General features: G+C 71.3%; 17 protein-coding genes. 12 read left to right on the top strand and 5 right to left on the bottom strand.

Translation table 11 applies throughout. From position 1 onward, the window contains the following. Positions 1 to 56 precede the first annotated feature (56 nt). From VLK66_RS07180 to VLK66_RS07165, 4 genes are all read left to right on the top strand, one after another. Positions 57 to 302: a hypothetical protein gene (locus VLK66_RS07180; RefSeq protein WP_325308702.1), complete on the top strand. Its 246-nt coding sequence runs from the start codon at positions 57 to 59 to the stop codon at positions 300 to 302. Between the two features lie 97 nt (positions 303 to 399). Next, a complete protein-coding gene (locus tag VLK66_RS07175) occupies positions 400 to 2862 on the top strand; it encodes a cation:proton antiporter (protein WP_325308701.1) in 2463 nt (820 codons plus the stop codon). Next, complete coding sequence (locus VLK66_RS07170; RefSeq protein ID WP_325308700.1) at positions 2849 to 3835, top strand: threo-3-hydroxy-L-aspartate ammonia-lyase; 987 nt, start codon at positions 2849 to 2851, stop codon at positions 3833 to 3835. The genes VLK66_RS07175 and VLK66_RS07170 overlap by 14 nt, the downstream gene beginning before the upstream one ends. A 113-nt stretch (positions 3836 to 3948) precedes the next feature. Continuing rightward, complete coding sequence (locus VLK66_RS07165) at positions 3949 to 4470, top strand: hypothetical protein (RefSeq protein ID WP_325308699.1); 522 nt, start codon at positions 3949 to 3951, stop codon at positions 4468 to 4470. A gap of 472 nt (positions 4471 to 4942) precedes the next feature. Here the strand turns inward: VLK66_RS07165 and VLK66_RS07160 are convergent, their stop codons facing one another. Both VLK66_RS07160 and VLK66_RS07155 read right to left on the bottom strand, forming a co-directional pair. Then, positions 4943 to 5419 (bottom strand): hypothetical protein, encoded by a 477-nt coding sequence (locus VLK66_RS07160; RefSeq protein WP_325308698.1) that lies wholly within the window; start codon positions 5417 to 5419, stop codon positions 4943 to 4945. Positions 5420 to 5459: 40 nt separating this feature from the next. After that, on the bottom strand, positions 5460 to 6290 hold the full coding sequence (locus tag VLK66_RS07155; RefSeq protein WP_325308697.1) for a hypothetical protein: 831 nt from the start codon (positions 6288 to 6290) through the stop codon (positions 5460 to 5462). Between the two features lie 157 nt (positions 6291 to 6447). Here VLK66_RS07155 and VLK66_RS07150 point away from each other — a divergent pair, with 157 nt between their 5' ends. The 6 genes from VLK66_RS07150 to VLK66_RS07125 all read left to right on the top strand — a co-directional run bounded on the left by VLK66_RS07150 (position 6448) and on the right by VLK66_RS07125 (position 10814). Then, complete coding sequence (locus VLK66_RS07150; protein ID WP_325308696.1) at positions 6448 to 7041, top strand: DUF2911 domain-containing protein; 594 nt, start codon at positions 6448 to 6450, stop codon at positions 7039 to 7041. After that, positions 7038 to 7643, top strand: coding sequence for a pyridoxamine 5'-phosphate oxidase (gene pdxH / locus VLK66_RS07145; protein WP_325308695.1), 606 nt, complete (start codon positions 7038 to 7040; stop codon positions 7641 to 7643). Before VLK66_RS07150 ends, pdxH begins: the two co-directional genes overlap by 4 nt. A gap of 281 nt (positions 7644 to 7924) precedes the next feature. Then, entirely contained in the window at positions 7925 to 8914 is a 990-nt protein-coding gene (locus VLK66_RS07140) for a hypothetical protein (RefSeq protein ID WP_325308694.1), read from the top strand. 356 nt (positions 8915 to 9270) lie between these two features. After that, positions 9271 to 10359 (top strand): hypothetical protein, encoded by a 1089-nt coding sequence (locus VLK66_RS07135; protein WP_325308693.1) that lies wholly within the window; start codon positions 9271 to 9273, stop codon positions 10357 to 10359. 34 nt (positions 10360 to 10393) lie between these two features. Beyond that, the gene (locus VLK66_RS07130) at positions 10394 to 10594 is read left to right on the top strand and encodes a hypothetical protein (protein ID WP_325308692.1); all 201 of its coding nucleotides are present in this window, start codon (positions 10394 to 10396) and stop codon (positions 10592 to 10594) included. Between the two features lie 34 nt (positions 10595 to 10628). Continuing rightward, positions 10629 to 10814: a hypothetical protein gene (locus VLK66_RS07125; protein WP_325308691.1), complete on the top strand. Its 186-nt coding sequence runs from the start codon at positions 10629 to 10631 to the stop codon at positions 10812 to 10814. 141 nt (positions 10815 to 10955) lie between these two features. Here VLK66_RS07125 and VLK66_RS07120 read toward each other — a convergent pair whose 3' ends face one another. Continuing rightward, the gene (locus VLK66_RS07120) at positions 10956 to 11615 is read right to left on the bottom strand and encodes a hypothetical protein (RefSeq protein WP_325308690.1); all 660 of its coding nucleotides are present in this window, start codon (positions 11613 to 11615) and stop codon (positions 10956 to 10958) included. 184 nt (positions 11616 to 11799) lie between these two features. After that, positions 11800 to 13389 (bottom strand): bifunctional metallophosphatase/5'-nucleotidase, encoded by a 1590-nt coding sequence (locus tag VLK66_RS07115; RefSeq protein ID WP_325308689.1) that lies wholly within the window; start codon positions 13387 to 13389, stop codon positions 11800 to 11802. A gap of 192 nt (positions 13390 to 13581) precedes the next feature. Here VLK66_RS07115 and mscL point away from each other — a divergent pair, with 192 nt between their 5' ends. Beyond that, positions 13582 to 14037 (top strand): large conductance mechanosensitive channel protein MscL, encoded by a 456-nt coding sequence (gene mscL, locus VLK66_RS07110; protein WP_325308688.1) that lies wholly within the window; start codon positions 13582 to 13584, stop codon positions 14035 to 14037. 169 nt (positions 14038 to 14206) lie between these two features. Then, entirely contained in the window at positions 14207 to 14368 is a 162-nt protein-coding gene (locus tag VLK66_RS07105; protein ID WP_325308687.1) for a hypothetical protein, read from the top strand. 88 nt (positions 14369 to 14456) lie between these two features. Here VLK66_RS07105 and VLK66_RS07100 read toward each other — a convergent pair whose 3' ends face one another. After that, complete coding sequence (locus VLK66_RS07100; RefSeq protein WP_325308686.1) at positions 14457 to 16238, bottom strand: hypothetical protein; 1782 nt, start codon at positions 16236 to 16238, stop codon at positions 14457 to 14459.

Genomic DNA, 16238 nt, shown 5'->3' with positions numbered 1-16238 from the left:
CTGCGGAACGACCCGGTCGGCGCCGTGCTGACGATCCTGGGGATGGCGCGTCGGCGGTGGCCATCGAGGCGCTGTGGCGCGTTCGCCCCTGGGCCACGCGCGTGGTGGCGGCGCTCGCCGTCGTGGCGGTCGTGGCGTCCCTGGCGTCGGACATCGCGGAGCACAACGGGGTGCTGGGATCCATCTTCTCCGCGGTGATCCTGATCATGATCGTGCGCTACGTGGACTCGCGCGTGCGGGCGGCGCACGGGTCCACGGTGGCGGTGAAGGTCCGGCGCCCGGTTCCCTGGCGCCGTCCGTAGCCGGTTTTCGTTCGAGAGGTTTGGTTCGGAGAGGGGCGTCGGTCCCTGCTCCCTGAACCGGGAAGCGGTCCACCCCGGCCCAGGAAAGGTCGCCCCGATGCTGCTCGCCGCCCCGCTCACGCTCCCCTTCACCGACCCGGTGCTGGTCGTCGCCACCGCGACGCTGGTCTTCCTGGTCGTCCCGCTCCTCTTCGAGCGCTTCCGCATCCCCGGCATCATCGGGCTGATCGTGGCGGGCGCGGCCATCGGGCCGCACGGCGCCGGGCTGCTGGCGCGCAGCAACACCATCGTCCTGCTGGGCACCGTGGGGCTGCTGTACCTGATGCTGCTGGTCGGCCTGGAGCTGGACCTCCACCAGTTCGCCCGCTACCGCGCCCGCTCGCTCGGCTTCGGCACGCTCAGCTTCCTCCTCCCCGGGATGGCGGGGATGGGGATGGCGATGGCGCTGGGCTACGCGCTTCCCTCCGCGCTCCTCATCGGCTCGGTCTTCTCGTCGCACACCCTGCTGGCGTACCCCATCGCCAGCCGGCTGGGGATCGTGCGCAACGCGGCGGTCACCGCGGCGCTGGGGGGAACGATCCTCACCGAGGTGCTGGCGCTGCTCGTCCTGGCCATCGTGGTGAAGTCGCGCGGCGGGGCGCTGGACGCGGCGTTCTGGCTGGGGCTGGCGATCCCGTTCGCCGTCTACGTGGCCGCGGTGATGCTGGGGCTGCCGCGGCTGGGGCGGTGGTTCTTCCGCACCGTGGACGCCGACGGGACCACGGAGTTCATCTTCGTGCTCGCCGCCCTCTTCGTGGCCTCGTACACGGCGCACTTCGGCGGGGTGGAGCCCATCATCGGCGCGCTGCTGGCGGGGCTGGCGCTGAACCGGCTGATCCCCGCGCAGGGCGCGCTGATGAGCCGCATCCACTTCGCCGGCAACGCCATCTTCATCCCCTTCTTCCTGCTGTCGGTGGGAATGCTGGTGGACGCGCGGGCGCTGCAGGGGCGCGCCGTGGGGATCGCCGCGGCGCTGACCGCCGGCGTGGTCGCGAGCAAGTGGCTGGCGTCGTTCGCGGCCGAGAAGGTGTTCGGGTGGACGGCGGACGAGGGCTGGACCGTCTTCGGCCTCACCGTCCCGCACGCGGCGGGGACGCTGGCGATCGTGCTCGTCGGCTTCGACGCCGGGCTGCTGGACCAGGCCGAGGTGAACGGCGTGGTATTGATGATCCTGGTGACCTGCCTGGCCGGGCCGTGGGCGGTGGAGCGCTATGGGAGACGGGTGGCGCTGCGCGAGGAGCAGCGCCCGTACGATCCGCGGGCCGCGCCGCGCCGCATCGTGGTCTCGCTCTCCAAGCCGGAGACGGCCGACACGCTGATGGACCTGGCGTTCATCCTGCGCGGCGCGGGGACCGACGAGCCGGTGCACCCGCTGATGGTGGTGCGCGGCGAGGGGAGCGACGCCGAGGCCGAGGCGGAAGTGGCCGAGGCGGAGAAGGTGCTGGCGCACGCGGTGGTGCACGCCGCGGCGGCGGAGGTGCCGGTGGTGCCGCTCACCCGCGTGGACCCCAACGTGGCCGCGGGAATCGCGCGCGGCGTGGCGGAGACGCGCGGGAGCCTGGTCGTGCTCGGCTGGAACGCGCGGCGTGGGCCGGGGCAGGCGCTGTTCGGCGGCGTGCTGGACCAGCTTCTCCAGCGCACCCGGCAGGCGGTGGCCGCGGCGCGGCTGACGCGCCCGGTGAACACGGCGGGGCGCGTCGTCCTGGTCCTCCCCCCGGCCATCGAGCGCCACCCCGGCTTCGGCGAGGCGCTGCGGACGGTGAACCTGCTGGCCACCGGCGCCGGTGCCCAGCTCGCCGCGGTCACCATCGGCGGCGAGCCGGAGCGGCTGAAGGCGCTGCACGCGCCGGTGAAGCCCGCGCTCCCCGCCGCGTGGGAGCGGGTGGAGGGGTGGGGCGAGCTGCTGGAGCGGGTGGGGGCGATGGTGCGGCCCAGCGACCTGGTCGTTCTGGCCAGCGCGCGGCGCGGGACGCTGGCGTGGCACCCGCGGCTGGTGCGGCTTCCCGAGCAGCTGGCGGCGCTGGTCCCCGGCTCGCTCCTCCTGCTCTACCCCGCCGAGCCCGAGCTGGCGGCCGACGGCGCGGCGCGGATCTCCGACACCGTGGCGCCGGAGCGCGTGGTGCGCCTGGGGGCGATGTCGTTCGTCGCGGCGGTGGGGCGGCTGCTGGAGGGGGTGTTCGATGGCGACGTGGCCCGCGAGGTGGCCAACGTGGTGGTGCGCAACGAGCAGCAGTTCTCGTCGGAGCTGGTGCCGGGCGTGGTGCTGCCGCACGTGCGGCTGAAGGGGCTGGCCCGGCCGGTGCTGCTGCTGGGCGTGAGCCGCGAGGGGGTCGAGTTCCCTCGCGCCCGGCACCCCGCCCGCCTCATCTTCCTGCTGGTGAGCCCCGCCGAGCGCGCCGACGAGCACCTGCAGATGCTGGCCGAGGTGGCCCGCCTGCTGAGCGCTCCCGAGCGGGTGCGGGAGATGATCGACCGTTTCGCCCCCGGAACCGAGCTGGACTGGCTGCATGTCGACGACTGAAACGAACCTGATCCTCCCCACCGCCGCGGACGTGCGCGCGGCCGCCGGGCGCCTGCGCGGGAACGCGAACGCCACGCCGGTGATGCACAGCCGCACGCTGGACGAGCGCGTCGGCGCGCGCGTCTACCTGAAGTGCGAGAACTTCCAGCGCGGCGGCGCCTTCAAGTTCCGCGGCGCCTTCAACGCCGTCTCCAGGTTGTCGGACGAGGAGCGCGCGCGCGGCGTGCTCACCTACTCGTCGGGCAACCACGCGCAGGCGGTCGCGCTCACCGGGCGGCTGCTCGGCGTGAAGACGGTGGTGGTGATGCCGGAGGACGCGCCGGGGCCCAAGATCGAGGGCACCCGCGGCTACGGCGCCGAGGTGGTGCTGTACGACCGCGCGGGACGATCGCGGGAGGAGATCGCGGCGGAGCTGCAGCGCGAGCGCGGAATGACGCTCATCCCCCCGTACGACCACCCCGACGTGATCGCCGGGCAGGGGACGGCGGCGCTGGAGATGATCGCCGAAACCGGCGCGCTGGACGTGGTGATGACGCCCTGCGGCGGCGGCGGGCTGCTGAGCGGCACCGCGCTGGCCGTGAAGTCCGCCGCGCCGGGATGCCGCGTTGTCGGCGTGGAGCCGGAGTGGGCGGACGACGCCACGCGCTCCTTCCGCACCGGCGAGCTGCACACCGTCCACAATCCCCCCACCATCTCCGACGGGCTGCGCACGCCGTCGCTCGGCCGCTACACCCTGCCGCTGGTGATGCAGAACGTGGACGAGATGCGCACCGTCTCCGAGTCCGACATCGTCGAGGCGATGCGCTTTCTGTGGACGCGGATGAAGCTGGTGGTGGAGCCGTCCGGCGCCGTTCCCGTGGCCGCGCTGCTGGCGGACCCCGGCGCGTTCGCCGGGAAGCGCGTGGGCATCGTCATCAGCGGCGGCAACGTGGACCTGGCCAGCGCCTGCGAGCTCTTCGCGCGCGGCGCGTGATCCCCTGAGCTCACACGGAGACGCGGAGGCGTGGAAACAAACGCCTCCGCGTCTCCGTATGTCGTTTGCTCGCAAGCTCTTCCGCTCTTCCCGAATCCTTTTTCCCTACCGAGATGCCCCTGATCGCCTGCCCCGACTGCGGCCGCGAGGTGTCTAGCGCCGCGCCGGCCTGCCCGCACTGCGGCCGCCCCATCCACGCGCTCACCGCAACGCCGCCATCCGCGCCGGTCGGCCCGGCCGCGCAGCCGAAGCCGATCGCGGGGATCGTGATCGCGTGCGTGCTGGGCGTGCTGACGCTCGTCTGGGCGCACGGGCACGCGGAAAACCCGGCGAACGAGGACACGCGGCAGATGTCGAACGCCGTCTATTCGTTCGGCTACGTGCTGCTGATGATCGGCGCGCTCATGAGCCTGGGCGGGCACCGCTGGGGAAACCGCATCGCCCGCGCCGCCTGCTGGATCACGATCCCGCTGCTCGTCATCCTCTTCCTGGTGATCCGGCAGGACCTGCTGGCGCGCCACGCGGGAGAGGGACTGCGCCCCGGCGTCGGGGCCTTCCTGCTGGCGGTGATGGGGTTCTCGCTGTGCCCATGGCTGCTTTACCTCTACCTCTTCCGGAAATCCAGGTACCCCTGAGCTCGACGGTCGAAACCGTCACGTGCATCCCCGCGACTCCAGCGCACGCGGACACGCTCTCAACTGCGTCATCGGGTGGATCTGGTGAACGACGAGCCGCCAGCACGTACCCGCGCCTGATTCGAAGCCGCTGATCAGATCGCGGAGAGACGGGCCTCCATCTCGCGCCAGATCGATATGTCGGAAATCTCCGACATATCGACGGGGCCAAATGAGAGGGTCCACCACGCCGCCGCGACGAGAAATCGGCGGGCGGACGCCAGCGCCCGTCCGCGCCCCACCATCTTCCGATGACGCAGTTTGCGATATGTCGGTGAGCGCCGATGCCGCGGAGTGAGCGGATCAGCCTCGCGCAGTTTGCGAGGCTTCCCGTAGTTGTTGCTGCGACTTCAGTCGCCGGTGCTCGGGCTGCGCCAGGACCTTTTCACTCCGCGTAAGCGGCCTGCCGGATCCGGCCGGCTCCGATCCGGCGTCACTCCGGCGCGGGTGCGGCCCAGGCGGTGGGAAAGAAGAGGTATACCTCGTCGCCCTGGTACCCGTTGATGTGGGAGCGGACGTGGAGGTAGAGCCGGTCCCCCACGACGGTTCCGACGTAGTCGATGGCGGGATCGTTCCCCCCGCGGACGGAGAACGACAGCACGTTCCCCTGCAGCGCCCACCTGCCGCTGAAGTACGATTCGTCGGTGATCTTGAGCCAGCCGAGGTCCTCCGGACGCCCGCTCGTGGCCACGGTCACCACCGTGCCGTTGGGATAGAAGCGCAGGTAGCTCCAGGGACCGAACTCCGTCCCCGGCACCCGCGGCTCGGAATGCCCGCTCTGGTACACCCCGTCGTACCGCAGCAGGTGCTCGCCCTCCGCGCCGGCGGGCCGGGCGGTCTGCGCGGCCGACGGCGCGGCGAGCGCGAGCAGGCAGGCGAGGATCGCGGCGGAAGCGGTGGAGAGGCGCATGGAAGACGAGTTTCGGAAGATGATGAAGACGGGCGGGACCTCAGGTCTCGCAGCCGTTGCCGATCTGGTTCACGTACTGCTGGAAGATCCCCGCGCGATCGACCGGGACCCAGACCGTCCGCGGAATCCCCCGCACCTCCGGCTCCACGTACAGCGCGACGCCCTCGTACTTCGAGTAGCGTACTACCTCGCCGTCCCGCAGCGGCCGCGGGAGCCCCCACCGCGTCATCCGCTGCCCCGCCACCCGGATCGGCGCGTTGCTCTCGTACCACGCGGCGCCCGCCGCGACCGGGGCGTCCGCGGGGAGCGGCAGCCGCAGCGGCGCGTCGCCACGCGTGGACGCCACCTCGGCCGCGTCGCGCCCCGGCAGGCGCGGAACGAAGCCGGCCTCCTCGCCGTATGCGGAGACGACCCAGCGGCCGTCCTCGCGCCGCCACTCCACCCACACGGGCGAGCCCGCCGCCCGGCCCGGCGCCACGAACCGCGTTCCGCGCACCCGCCGCCACGGACCGTCGCCGGCGTCGGCGAGCGTCCCCAGCATCACGCTGTCGCCGGAGTGGAACGAGTCGCAGACGGGGCCGCCGGGCGCCATGGCCGAGTCCGTCTGCGCGGCGGGAAAGCGCCAGACGGTGGGGCGGTCGCGCCCCTCCGGATACCGCCGCGTGACGACCCACGTCCAGTCGCCGCGCGCGGGAAAGAATCCCGGCGCATCACCGCCCAGCGCGCGCGCGAACTCGCGCATCGTCCGCTCCAGGCTCCACCCCGGCCGCGACCCGGAGAAGGCGCTGTCCTCCTGCGCCGCGGCGGAGGCCGGCCGGACCGCCAGAACGGCGAGGGTGGGGATGAGGATCGGAAGCGTGCGGACGCGCATCGTTCGGAGGAATGGGGATTCCGGTCACGGGATGAAGAGATCTCCTCCAAGAAGCGATCCATCCGCCGATCCGGCAAGCGGCGCGCCCGGCGGTTGCCCCGATTCCGCATCTCCGGTAACATCCGGGCTGAACCCGAACCACCCAGGGAGACTTCTCGTGCGACTTTCCATCTCCATCCGCTTTGCCCTGCCGCTGGCCGCCGCGCTCGCGGCCGCCGCCCCCGCCGCCGCGCAGGTGCGCCACGACGCGCCCGCGCAGCCCGGCCGCATCCTGAGCCCGCGCGACACCGCGCGCTTCGAGCTGGCGCCCAACCAGCGCGTGTACGTGGACTACGGCCGCCCGTCGGCCCGCGGCCGCCGCATCATGGGCGGGCTGGTGCCGTTCGGCCGCGTCTGGCGCACCGGGGCCAACGCCGCCACCACGCTGGTCACCGACGTGGACCTGCGCATCGGCAACGCCACCGTGCCGCGGGGGACGTACACGCTGTACACCATCCCCTCGCCCGGCGGGTGGACGCTGATCGTCAACCGCCAGACCGGGCAGTGGGGCACGCAGTACGAGCCGGCGCGCGACCTGGTCCGCATCCCCATGCAGGTCACCACGCTGCGCGAGCCGGTGGAGCAGTTCACCATCGCGCTGGAGCGCGGGCGGGGCGGCGCCCACACCTTGGCGCTGCAGTGGGAGCGCACGCGGGCGACGGTGCCCTTCCGCACGGTGGCGCCGGCCGCGCGCACCGGAGGGCGGCAGTGACGGAAGCGGGCGTCACGGCGGCGGAGTTCGGCGAGCCCTTCCGCCGCTTCGGCGAGCTGTTCGAGCGCGCGCGGCAGACGGATCTGCACGAGCCCACCGCCATGGCGCTGGCCACCGCCGACGCCGACGGGCGGCCCTCCGTGCGGATGGTGCTGCTGAAGGACTTCGACGAGGCCGGGTTCGTGTTCTACACCAACCTGGGGAGCCGCAAGGCGGGCGAGATGGCGGCCAACCCGTTCGCCGCGCTCTGCTTCCACTGGCAGCCCATGGAGGTGCAGGTGCGCATCGAGGGCCGCGTGGAGCCCGTCACGCCGGAGGAGGCGGACGCGTACTACGCCAGCCGTGCGCGCGGCTCGCGCATCGGCGCGTGGGCGTCGCGCCAGAGCACGCGGCTGGACTCGTACGACACGCTGGTGGAGCGGGTGAAGGAGGCCGAGGCCCGGTACGAGGGGCGCGAGATCCCCCGCCCGCCCTTCTGGTCCGGCTTCCGCGTGGTCCCCGACCGCATCGAGTTCTGGTTCGGCCGCCCCAGCCGCCTCCACGAGCGCGAGCTGTACACGCTGCGCGACGGGGGATGGACGAAAGAGCTGCTGTACCCTTAGCCCGTCCGCGCTCCGCATCTCCCGAACGAACCGCCGCGGCCGCCCGCGAACGATCACCTTGCTGATCCCGCGGAGCGGCCCTAGCGTGCAGGCGGCATCCCCGTCCGCCGCCCCTCCTCCCCCATCCCCGATTCCACGGAATGGCCGCACCTCCCCCCAGGGTCGAAGCATTCCTGGCCACACCCGATCCGGAACCATCGCCGCGTGTGACTTGGAACGCGCCGCCCCGGACTCCCGCGCCCAGGCGCGCGGCGCCCACCCCGCCCGGGACGCCCGGCGAGGTGGACCACCTGCGCCTGGTGAGCGCGGAGGCGTGCGACCTGCGCTCGGTGCTCCGGGCCATCCGGTCCGGCGACGCGCCCATGTCCGCCTACGCCGACTACATCGACCGCACGCGCGGGCAGATGGAGGACCTGATCGCGCCGCTGGTGGGCGACGACGCGATCCGGCACATCCAGAACACGTGGGAGCAGATGCAGGCCAACCGCCTGCTGCGCGACCCGCACGCCGAGTACGACGCGCAGGAGCAGCTGCAGCTGCTGGGGCTGCTGGACGCGCAGTGCCGGCAGATCGTCTACTGGACGGGCCTGCGGACCGTGCCCGAGCGGCTGAAGGACTGGCTGGAGCTCAGCGAGCCGGGGTACGCGATCCCCTTCCACGCGGTGTTCGAGGACGAGGTCCCCGACGCCGACGACCGGCAGAAGATCCTGGACCAGCTGGCCTGGAGCCCGTCGTTCCTGAAGGCGGCGGGCGGGATCGTGGACCCCGTCAGCGGGCTGGTCTACCGCTACGACAGCCGGAAGAGCGGCCTGCGGCAGGGCTTTTCTCTGGTGTACGTCCTCGGCATGATCGCCCTGGGCGTGGCGGTCGTGTGGGGGCTGCAGCAGCTTCCCCCGCTCGATGCGCGCCCGCTGGCGGACCTGGAGATCGGGTGGATGGCGGTGCTCGCCGGCGTGGTCGTGCATGGGGTGATCGCCATGGCGAAGGGGCTGCGCTCGCAGGGGGCGCTTCCGCCGGGGCTGCCGATCAACCGCTTCCTGATCCTGCTGAACGCGCGGCTGGGGTTCGTGCTGTTCCGCGTGGTCGTGGCGCTGATCGGGTACCTGGGGCTGGTGTACGCCGTTTCGGGATCGCCGCTGGCCACCGGCTTCGTCTTCAACGCGTTCCTGGTGGGATACAGCCTGGACAGCATGGTCGAGCTCTTCGGCACCACGCTGGACCAGCGCTCCGCCGCCCAGCTCGCCAACCTCCGCAAGCAGTTCGGAACGTAAGGCTGGCTGACGGCTCCCGCACCGGCGGCTGAAGCCGCAGCAACAACCACGGGAAGCCTCGCAAACTGCGCGAGGCTGTTCGGCTCGGCAGCCGGCTCCGGCTCCGGAGGATGCCTGCATTCATCCATCGCGTGATCGCGCGAAGTGCGCAGGATGACGTCGCCCCGGAGGCATATTGCCGCGCCATCCAGGTATCGTCCGCAGTCACGAGCGAAGCGAGCCGTCCCGTCCCCCAGGCAGTTTGGGGGGAGGGACAGGCTGTCCGGACGCGACGCAGTCGCGCCGGACAGCCAGGGAAAGGGCCCGCGGGGCCGTCGAAGCGCACCCATCTCCATTCCCACCCGATCGATCCATCGATGACCATCTCCCGAATCCCCCCGCCCCTGCTCGCGGTCGCGGCGCTCGCCGCGGTGGCGGCGTGCGCGTCGGCGCCGGCGCGGCCGGTGGCGGGCGTGGCGGGCGAGCCGCACCTGCGCAACGTGCGGCAGCTCACCTTCGGCGGCGAGAACGCGGAAGCCTACTTCTCGGCCGACGGGAAGCGGCTGATCTTCCAGTCCACCCGCCCCGGCGCCCGCCCGTGCGACGAGATGTTCACCATGGACACCCGCGGGGGCCATCTCCGCCGCGTGTCCACGGGCGCGGGGCGAACCACCTGCGGCTACCTCTACCCCGGCCGCGACCGCCTGCTGTACGCCAGCACCCACGCCGCCGACACCGCCTGCCCGCCGCGCCCCGACTACAGCCAGGGCTACGTCTGGGCGCTGTACGACTACGACATCTGGTCCGCCGACCTGCACGGCGGCGATCTGCAGCGGCTGACCGACGCGCCCGGCTACGACGCCGAGGCCACCATCTCGCCCGACGGCCGCACCATCGTCTTCACCTCCGTGCGCGACGGTGACCTGGAGCTGTACGCGATGGACGCCGACGGCGGCAACGTCCGGCGGCTGACGCACGAGCCGGGGTACGACGGCGGCGCCTTCTTCTCCCCCGACGGCCGGCGCATCGTCTACCGCGCCTCGCACCCGGCGGCGGCGCAGGCGGAAGCCGACTACCGCGGGCTCCTGCGCCAGAACCTGGTACGGCCGACCACGCTGGAGATCTGGGTGATGGACGCCGACGGGAGCAACAAGCGGCAGGTGACACGGCTGAACGCGGCCAGCTTCGCGCCTTTCTTCCACCCCGACGGGCGGCGGATCATCTTCAGCAGCAACCACGGCGACCCGCGCGGCCGCGAGTTCGACCTGTACATGGTGCGCGACGACGGCACGGGTCTGGAGCGCATCACCGCCTCGCCCGAGTTCGACGGCTTTCCCATGTTCAGCCCCGACGGGCGCCAGCTCGTCTTCGCCAGCAACCGCCACTCCGCCACCCGCGGCGACACCAACATCTTCATCGCCGACTGGGTGGAGACGCCCGCCATCGCAGCCGCGGGTGGGAGATGAACGGCCGTCCGATTCACATGCTCCGGGAGGTCCGATGTTTGAGCAGGGGAGGGGCTCGAATCTGAGGAGCATCGGCAAGTTCCGCCGGGTCAACTTTGGGCGGAATGATTACAAGACGATCCTGAAGAACCCGCACTATCACCGGATGCTCTTGCAGGCGAAGCGGGACAGCGAAGCAGGCAAGGGGATCGAGATGAGTCTTGGTGAATTCCAGCAGTGGCTTGGTCTTGAGTGATGACGATGATGAACCTCCACGAGCGCAGGGGGCCATGACTGAACTGAGGAACGTCGGCCGCTTCCGCCGGGTCAACTTCGGGCGGAACGACTCGAAGATGATCCTGAAGAATCCGGAGATCCGACGAAGGCTGCGCGAGGCGGAGCAGCGGATCGAGGCGGGCCTCGGTATCCGGATGAGCGTCGATGAACTCCGAGTTCGCTTCGGCGTCGCTCCGTGAGTCGGCCCACTTCCGGTACGATCCTCGGGCAGGACGGCTCGACAGAAGGTTTCATGGAGAGAAGCAGAGCAGCGGAGGAGGTCTCTCTGCTGCTCTGCTTCTCTGCATGAATCCTTCTGTTGTGAGCTTGGCTCTCGCGCGTCAGTCGCTCGACTCGGTCATGGCGGTGATGGCGGACTTGATGTTGCGCGTGAGCTGGGCCCAGATCTGCGGGCGCTGGTGCTGGGTGGCGTTCAGCATCTGCTCCACGTGCGCGGTGCCGCCCTGCTCGGCGGCGCGGCGCGCGTGGTCGGGTAGCGAGTAGGTGACGCTGGTGAAGATCTTCAGCGTCTTCTTCTCCTCGGCCGCCAGCACGCCGCGCGCGGCCAGCCCCGCCTTCACGCGCGAGCAGATGGTCTGCGCGGGGCTCTGGCTGCGCTGCTGCAGGATCCCGGAGACGAGGTCGTCCACCTTGGGCGCGTTCTGCACGGAGATGGAGATCACCCGCTCCAGCGACCCCTCGGGCCAGCCCACCTGCCGCTGGCCGGGAACCGCGTGCAGGTGCTCGGTCTTCATCAGCCCGAACATCGCCTTTCCGGGGCGCAGCTCCAGGCGGATGGCGCCGGCCTGCTCGTTGGCCAGGAACGCCGCGGCCATCAGGCTGGTGGCCAGCCCCTCGGCGTCCACCTTGTTGCCGGAGCTGAGCACCACCTCGCCGTAGCCCAGCATTCCCGCGGGCTTGCTGAAGCGGTCGCCGAAGAGGAGAACGCGCTCGCTGGGGGTGATGGCGAGCGGCGGGGCTGCGGTCTGCGGATCGGACATCGGTCGGGAATCCTGGTCGTGCGGAGCGGAACCGGCGGTGGACGGAGGGGGATAATTCACCTGTTTACGCCCCTCTGCAAGCCCTCCGGACCGCAGGTCTCACGCGGAGACGCGGAGCCGCGGAGAACTCCGTTCGGCGGTGAGTTCTCCGTGTCTCCGCGTCTCCGCGTGAGATTTCTTTTCTTCAGTTCTCCGGTCCGCGCGGGGTCGCGTCGACCAGGCGCCCCTCCACGCGGGGGGAGATGGCCTCGCCACGCGCGTAGGCGGCGGTGAGCGCGTCGAAGGCGGCCAGCTTCAGGTCCGGCCCCGGCGGCACCCTGCTGATCGCGCGCTGGATGAAGGTGTAGCCGTCGCCGCCGCCGTACATGTAGTCGGGGACGGCCACCACGTACACGCTGTCGTCCGCCAGCGGCGCCCAAGAACTTCCGCGCTGCACCTGCACGTCCAGGATGCGCTGCCCCTCGGGCCGGCTGCGGTCGAAGCGCACCTTCATCCCCGAAACCTGCAGGAAGCGCCCCTCGCCGCGCCCGCCGCTCACGGAGCGCTCCAGCACCGTCTCGCGCAGGTCACGCCCCCGCAGCGACACCAGCCCCACGCGCGTGGGAAAGCCGAAGGTGCGCGCCAGGTGCTCCCAGCGCACCTCGCCGCCGAACGCGTCGTCGATGCGGATGGCGCCGCCGTTCAGCACCGCCACGTCGGCGGGCATGGTGGGATACACCGTGCGCATCTGGTCCGCCAGCCAGTTCCCCCACGCGCTCTCGGCGTTGCGCACCGTCTCCTCGCTGGCGTCCATCAGCGTGTCGGCGCGGCCGATCGCCACGTCCATGAACGGCACCTTCTGCCGCAGCCGCGCGGCCCACGCCTCGCTCACCTGCCGCTGGTAGCCCGGGTCGACGGCGATCCGCTCGTCCACCTCCACCGCCTCGGCGCGCGCAATGCCCCGCCGCCCCTGCCGCGACAGGGTCACGCGCCAGATGCCGCGCGCGTTCGACTCGCCCTTGGTGATGAGCGCGGTGCCGTCGGTGAGCGGGTCGGAAAGGCGGAAGTGCTCGTGCCCGCCGCAGATCCACGCGAAGCGCGGGTGAGTGCGCCGCAGCCGGCTGATCTCCCGGTCGGTGTCGTGGGTGAGGTGCGTGAGGCCCACGATGACGTCCGCGCCGCGCGACTCCAGCCCGCGGATCATCCGCTCCGCGTCCTGCACGAACGCCGAGTCCGGCCGCGCCCAGTCGCGCGGGGAATCGAGGAAGGTGAGGGTGAAGATGCCCAGCTTCAGCCCGCCCGCGGTGGTGATGACGGTGTCGCGGCCCACGCGGCGGTCCGCGGCGGTGTCGCCGGTGGCGAAGACGACGTTGCCGGCCAGCCAGGGAAAGCGCGACGCCTTCACCGCCTCGGCCGCCATCCCGGGGCGCCGCTCGTCGAACTCGTGGTTGCCGGGGACGAACACCATCGGCGCCACGCCGGCCAGGTAGTTCAGCGCGTCGATCATCTGCAGCCCCGCGAAGTAGCGGCTTTCCAGCGAGGGGGCGATGGCGTCGCCGGCGTGCAGCACCAGCACCTCCTCGCCGCGCGCCCTGGCCTGCGCGGCCAGGGTCACCACGCGGCCGATGCCGCCGGCGCGCCCGTTCTCCACCGCGTCGATGCGGTAGACGTCGTTCAGCTGCAGCACCGTCACCGCCGGCGCGGACCGCTGCGCATCCGCCGACGATGCTGCCGCGGCGAGGGCGAGCGCGGCGATGATCGCGGCGCCGCGGAGTCGGGAAGTCAGGTCGGGCATCTCGGGATCGATCGATGGGAACGACGGGCAAAGGAGCGCGGGGAGGATACGGCGCGGCGGCGGGGGAACACAAGCCGCCCGCGCGGCGCCGCATCCCGCGCGTGTGGGGAAGATTTACGTTGTGCGCGGCGGAGGGGACGATTAGCGTGGTCCCCATCTCCCGTCCGTCCCCATCCCCTCCGGAGGACCCCGATGTTCCACGAGTTCCGGAAGTTCGTCGCCCGCGGCAACGTGATGGACCTGGCGGTCGGCATCGTCATCGGCGCGGCGTTCAGCGCGGTGGTGAAGAGCTTCGTCGACGACATCCTGATGCCGCCGATCGGGAAGATGACCGGCGGCGTGGACTTCAAGAGCCTGTTCGTCTCCCTGGACGGAAAGCACTACCCGTCGCTCGAGGCGGCGAAGGCGGCGGGCGCGGCCACGGTGAACTACGGCGCGTTCATCAACAACCTGATCGCGTTCGTGATCGTGGCCTGGGCCGTGTTCCTGATCGTGCAGGGGTACGACCGCCTGCGCCGCAGGGAAGCCGCCGCGCCCGAGCCGGACCGCCGCGACTGCCCGTTCTGCCGCGAGAGCATCGCGCTGGCCGCCACGCGCTGCCCGCACTGCACCGCCGAGCTCGCGCCCGCCATCGCCCCGGCGTCGTAAACTCCCGGAAAGCAGGGCCTCACGCGGAGACGCGGAGACGCGGAGAGCTCATCTCCGCGTCTCCGCGTCTTTATGTGAAACATCCTGTTTCGGGAGATGGGAAATCCGGCACGAGAGATGCTAGGCGAGTGTCCCGCTTCGATTTACGTCCATCCGTCCGGAGGGGGCCATGGGCACGATGATCGAGATCGGACGCTACGCGCTGGAGAGCTTCGAGGTGCTGTTCGCCCTGGCCGCCACGGGGCTGCTGGGGATCGGGTTGATCCACGCGCGCCAGGCGGAGGCCAGCCGGCGGGACCCGGCGGGCGAGGCGGCGGCGCGGGAAGGCTGAGCGCGGTCCAGGCCGGGCGCGGCGGGCGGCACGGAAACCGCCGCGCCAGAGCCGGACCGCCGCGACGCCGGACCGGCCCGCCGCCGGGTCAGGCAAACTCCAGGTCGAGCGCGGCGTCGGAGAACCACTTGGCGAACGCCTGCGCCGCCACGGGGTTGCGCAGGATGGCCCACATCACGTGCTCCTGCCATTTCATCAGGTCGCGGCGGCCGGCGTGGCCGTTCACCAGCTTCATCACCTCCACCTGCTCCGCTTCGGCGGTTTCCCACACGGGCATCAGCGCGATCTCGTCCTCGACGGCGATGCGGTGCTTCATGGCATTCTTGTCGATGTCGCTGTCGGCCTGGAACGTGCCCTTGTCCACCTTCACCACCCCGGGGCGCTCTATCCCCAGCGTGGGGTGCGGCGTGATCCCGTAGTCGAACCCCTTCTGCTTCAGCACCTCTTCCAGCGACTTGTCGTCCTTGTTATAGGCGAAGAACGGGCAGAAGTTGGCGTCCAGCTTCCTCATCCACTGCAGGTTGAAGCCCACCACCCGCTCCAGGATCAGCGGCGTGCGCGACGAGTACGAAACCGCCGGCACGTCTTCCAGCAGGTCGTCGTCCACGTCGGCGATCGTCCCCTTTCCCAGGTTGGCCACGTTGTCGTCGAACACCCACGCCTTCCCGAAGCCGTTGGCGGCGGCGTGGCGCAGCGCGCAGTGCCGGCTCATCGACATTCCGAAGCCGCCGCGCACCGCGAGCAGGTACACCCCCTGCTTCGCAGCCTCCTTGATGGACAGCTCCTTGGCGTAGCGGAGCGCCTCGCCCGCGTCGACCACGAAGATCACGGCGCGGCCGGCGCCGCCCTTCACCAGGCCGCCCACGAACAGCTCGCCCGACCAGAACACCTGCGCCAGCCAGGAGGCGCGGTTGGAAGAGATCACGTATACCGGCGGATTCTTGAACTTTGTGAAGTCGATCGGCACCACGGCCGTGCAGCGGGCGCTTGCCCCCATGACGCGGCGGGTTTCGGTGAGCATGTAGTCGAGCAGGCGCAGCGCCAGGGTGCCGCGCGGGATGGACATGGGCGGGGGCGAGTACTGCGTGGAGATGGACTTGGGCGCGCGGGCGTGCGCGAGCACCGCCTTCGGGTCCACCACGATCAGGGTGGGAGTCTTCTTCCTGCCTTTCTGCAGCGGGCACTCCTTCGCCCGCGCCACCGGGTCCGCGTCCTCGCCGTACAGGGTGGGGTACAGCGACTCGTCCCAGACGTCGTCCTCCGCGGGGTCCACGAAGCGCACCCCCGAGAAGTGCGCCGGGTTGGGCGTGTGGTAGATGCTGACGGCGGGGTCGTGCTCGACGTTCTCCCGGTTGTCGCCGTCGCGGTACACCACCACGGGCCGCCCGTAGTGATTCTGTACCGCGTGCCCCGACACATCGGTGTCGCCCCACAGCACGTAGTCCAGGAAGCGGTTGGCCAGCAGCGCGGCGCACCCGGGCCGGTTGGCCCGCCCCGCGGCAATCTCGGAGGCGGAGTACTGCAGCCACACCACCCACGCCGCCAGCGGCACCCCATTCCCGTTGGCGGGGACGGCGTTCTTCATCTGCGAGCGCCACAGCTTGCGGATGGCGTCGGCCTCGCCACCCGCCTGCGGGGCGATCCCGCCCACGCCGGCCAGCCCGGGCGCGGTGGTGACGGCGGTGGTCAGCGTGGCCAGGTCGTCGTTGGGCCCGGCGAAGAGCCGCGACGCCAGATAGGTGGCTACGTCGCGGCGGACGTCGCGCGCGTGCGTCTCGTTGTTCACCAGCTTGCCCAGCGAGGCGGCCACGGCGTGGAAGAAGCAGTCGCCCCCGCCGGGGGTGCGCAGGGGGATGGCAATGCGGGGCAT

The sequence above is a fragment of the Longimicrobium sp. genome, assembly GCF_035474595.1.
In the GTDB taxonomy this organism is placed as follows: Bacteria; Gemmatimonadota; Gemmatimonadetes; order Longimicrobiales; family Longimicrobiaceae; genus Longimicrobium.
The sequence above is the reverse complement of the archived record's forward strand: the minus strand, read 5'-3'. Positions and strand labels throughout refer to the sequence as shown.

Coding starts and splice junctions, on each gene's coding strand:
- VLK66_RS07175 (WP_325308701.1), top strand. CDS start 400: ATGCTGCTCGCCGCCCCGCTCACGCTCCCCTTCACCGACCCGGTGCTG.
- VLK66_RS07155 (WP_325308697.1), bottom strand. CDS start 6,290: ATGCGCGTCCGCACGCTTCCGATCCTCATCCCCACCCTCGCCGTTCTG.
- VLK66_RS07165 (WP_325308699.1), top strand. CDS start 3,949: ATGCCCCTGATCGCCTGCCCCGACTGCGGCCGCGAGGTGTCTAGCGCC.
- VLK66_RS07100 (WP_325308686.1), bottom strand. CDS start 16,238: ATGCCCCGCATTGCCATCCCCCTGCGCACCCCCGGCGGGGGCGACTGC.
- VLK66_RS07115 (WP_325308689.1), bottom strand. CDS start 13,389: ATGCCCGACCTGACTTCCCGACTCCGCGGCGCCGCGATCATCGCCGCG.
- VLK66_RS07120 (WP_325308690.1), bottom strand. CDS start 11,615: ATGTCCGATCCGCAGACCGCAGCCCCGCCGCTCGCCATCACCCCCAGC.
- VLK66_RS07135 (WP_325308693.1), top strand. CDS start 9,271: ATGACCATCTCCCGAATCCCCCCGCCCCTGCTCGCGGTCGCGGCGCTC.
- VLK66_RS07160 (WP_325308698.1), bottom strand. CDS start 5,419: ATGCGCCTCTCCACCGCTTCCGCCGCGATCCTCGCCTGCCTGCTCGCG.
- VLK66_RS07130 (WP_325308692.1), top strand. CDS start 10,394: ATGTTTGAGCAGGGGAGGGGCTCGAATCTGAGGAGCATCGGCAAGTTC.
- mscL (WP_325308688.1), top strand. CDS start 13,582: ATGTTCCACGAGTTCCGGAAGTTCGTCGCCCGCGGCAACGTGATGGAC.
- VLK66_RS07125 (WP_325308691.1), top strand. CDS start 10,629: ATGACTGAACTGAGGAACGTCGGCCGCTTCCGCCGGGTCAACTTCGGG.
- VLK66_RS07105 (WP_325308687.1), top strand. CDS start 14,207: ATGGGCACGATGATCGAGATCGGACGCTACGCGCTGGAGAGCTTCGAG.
- VLK66_RS07170 (WP_325308700.1), top strand. CDS start 2,849: ATGTCGACGACTGAAACGAACCTGATCCTCCCCACCGCCGCGGACGTG.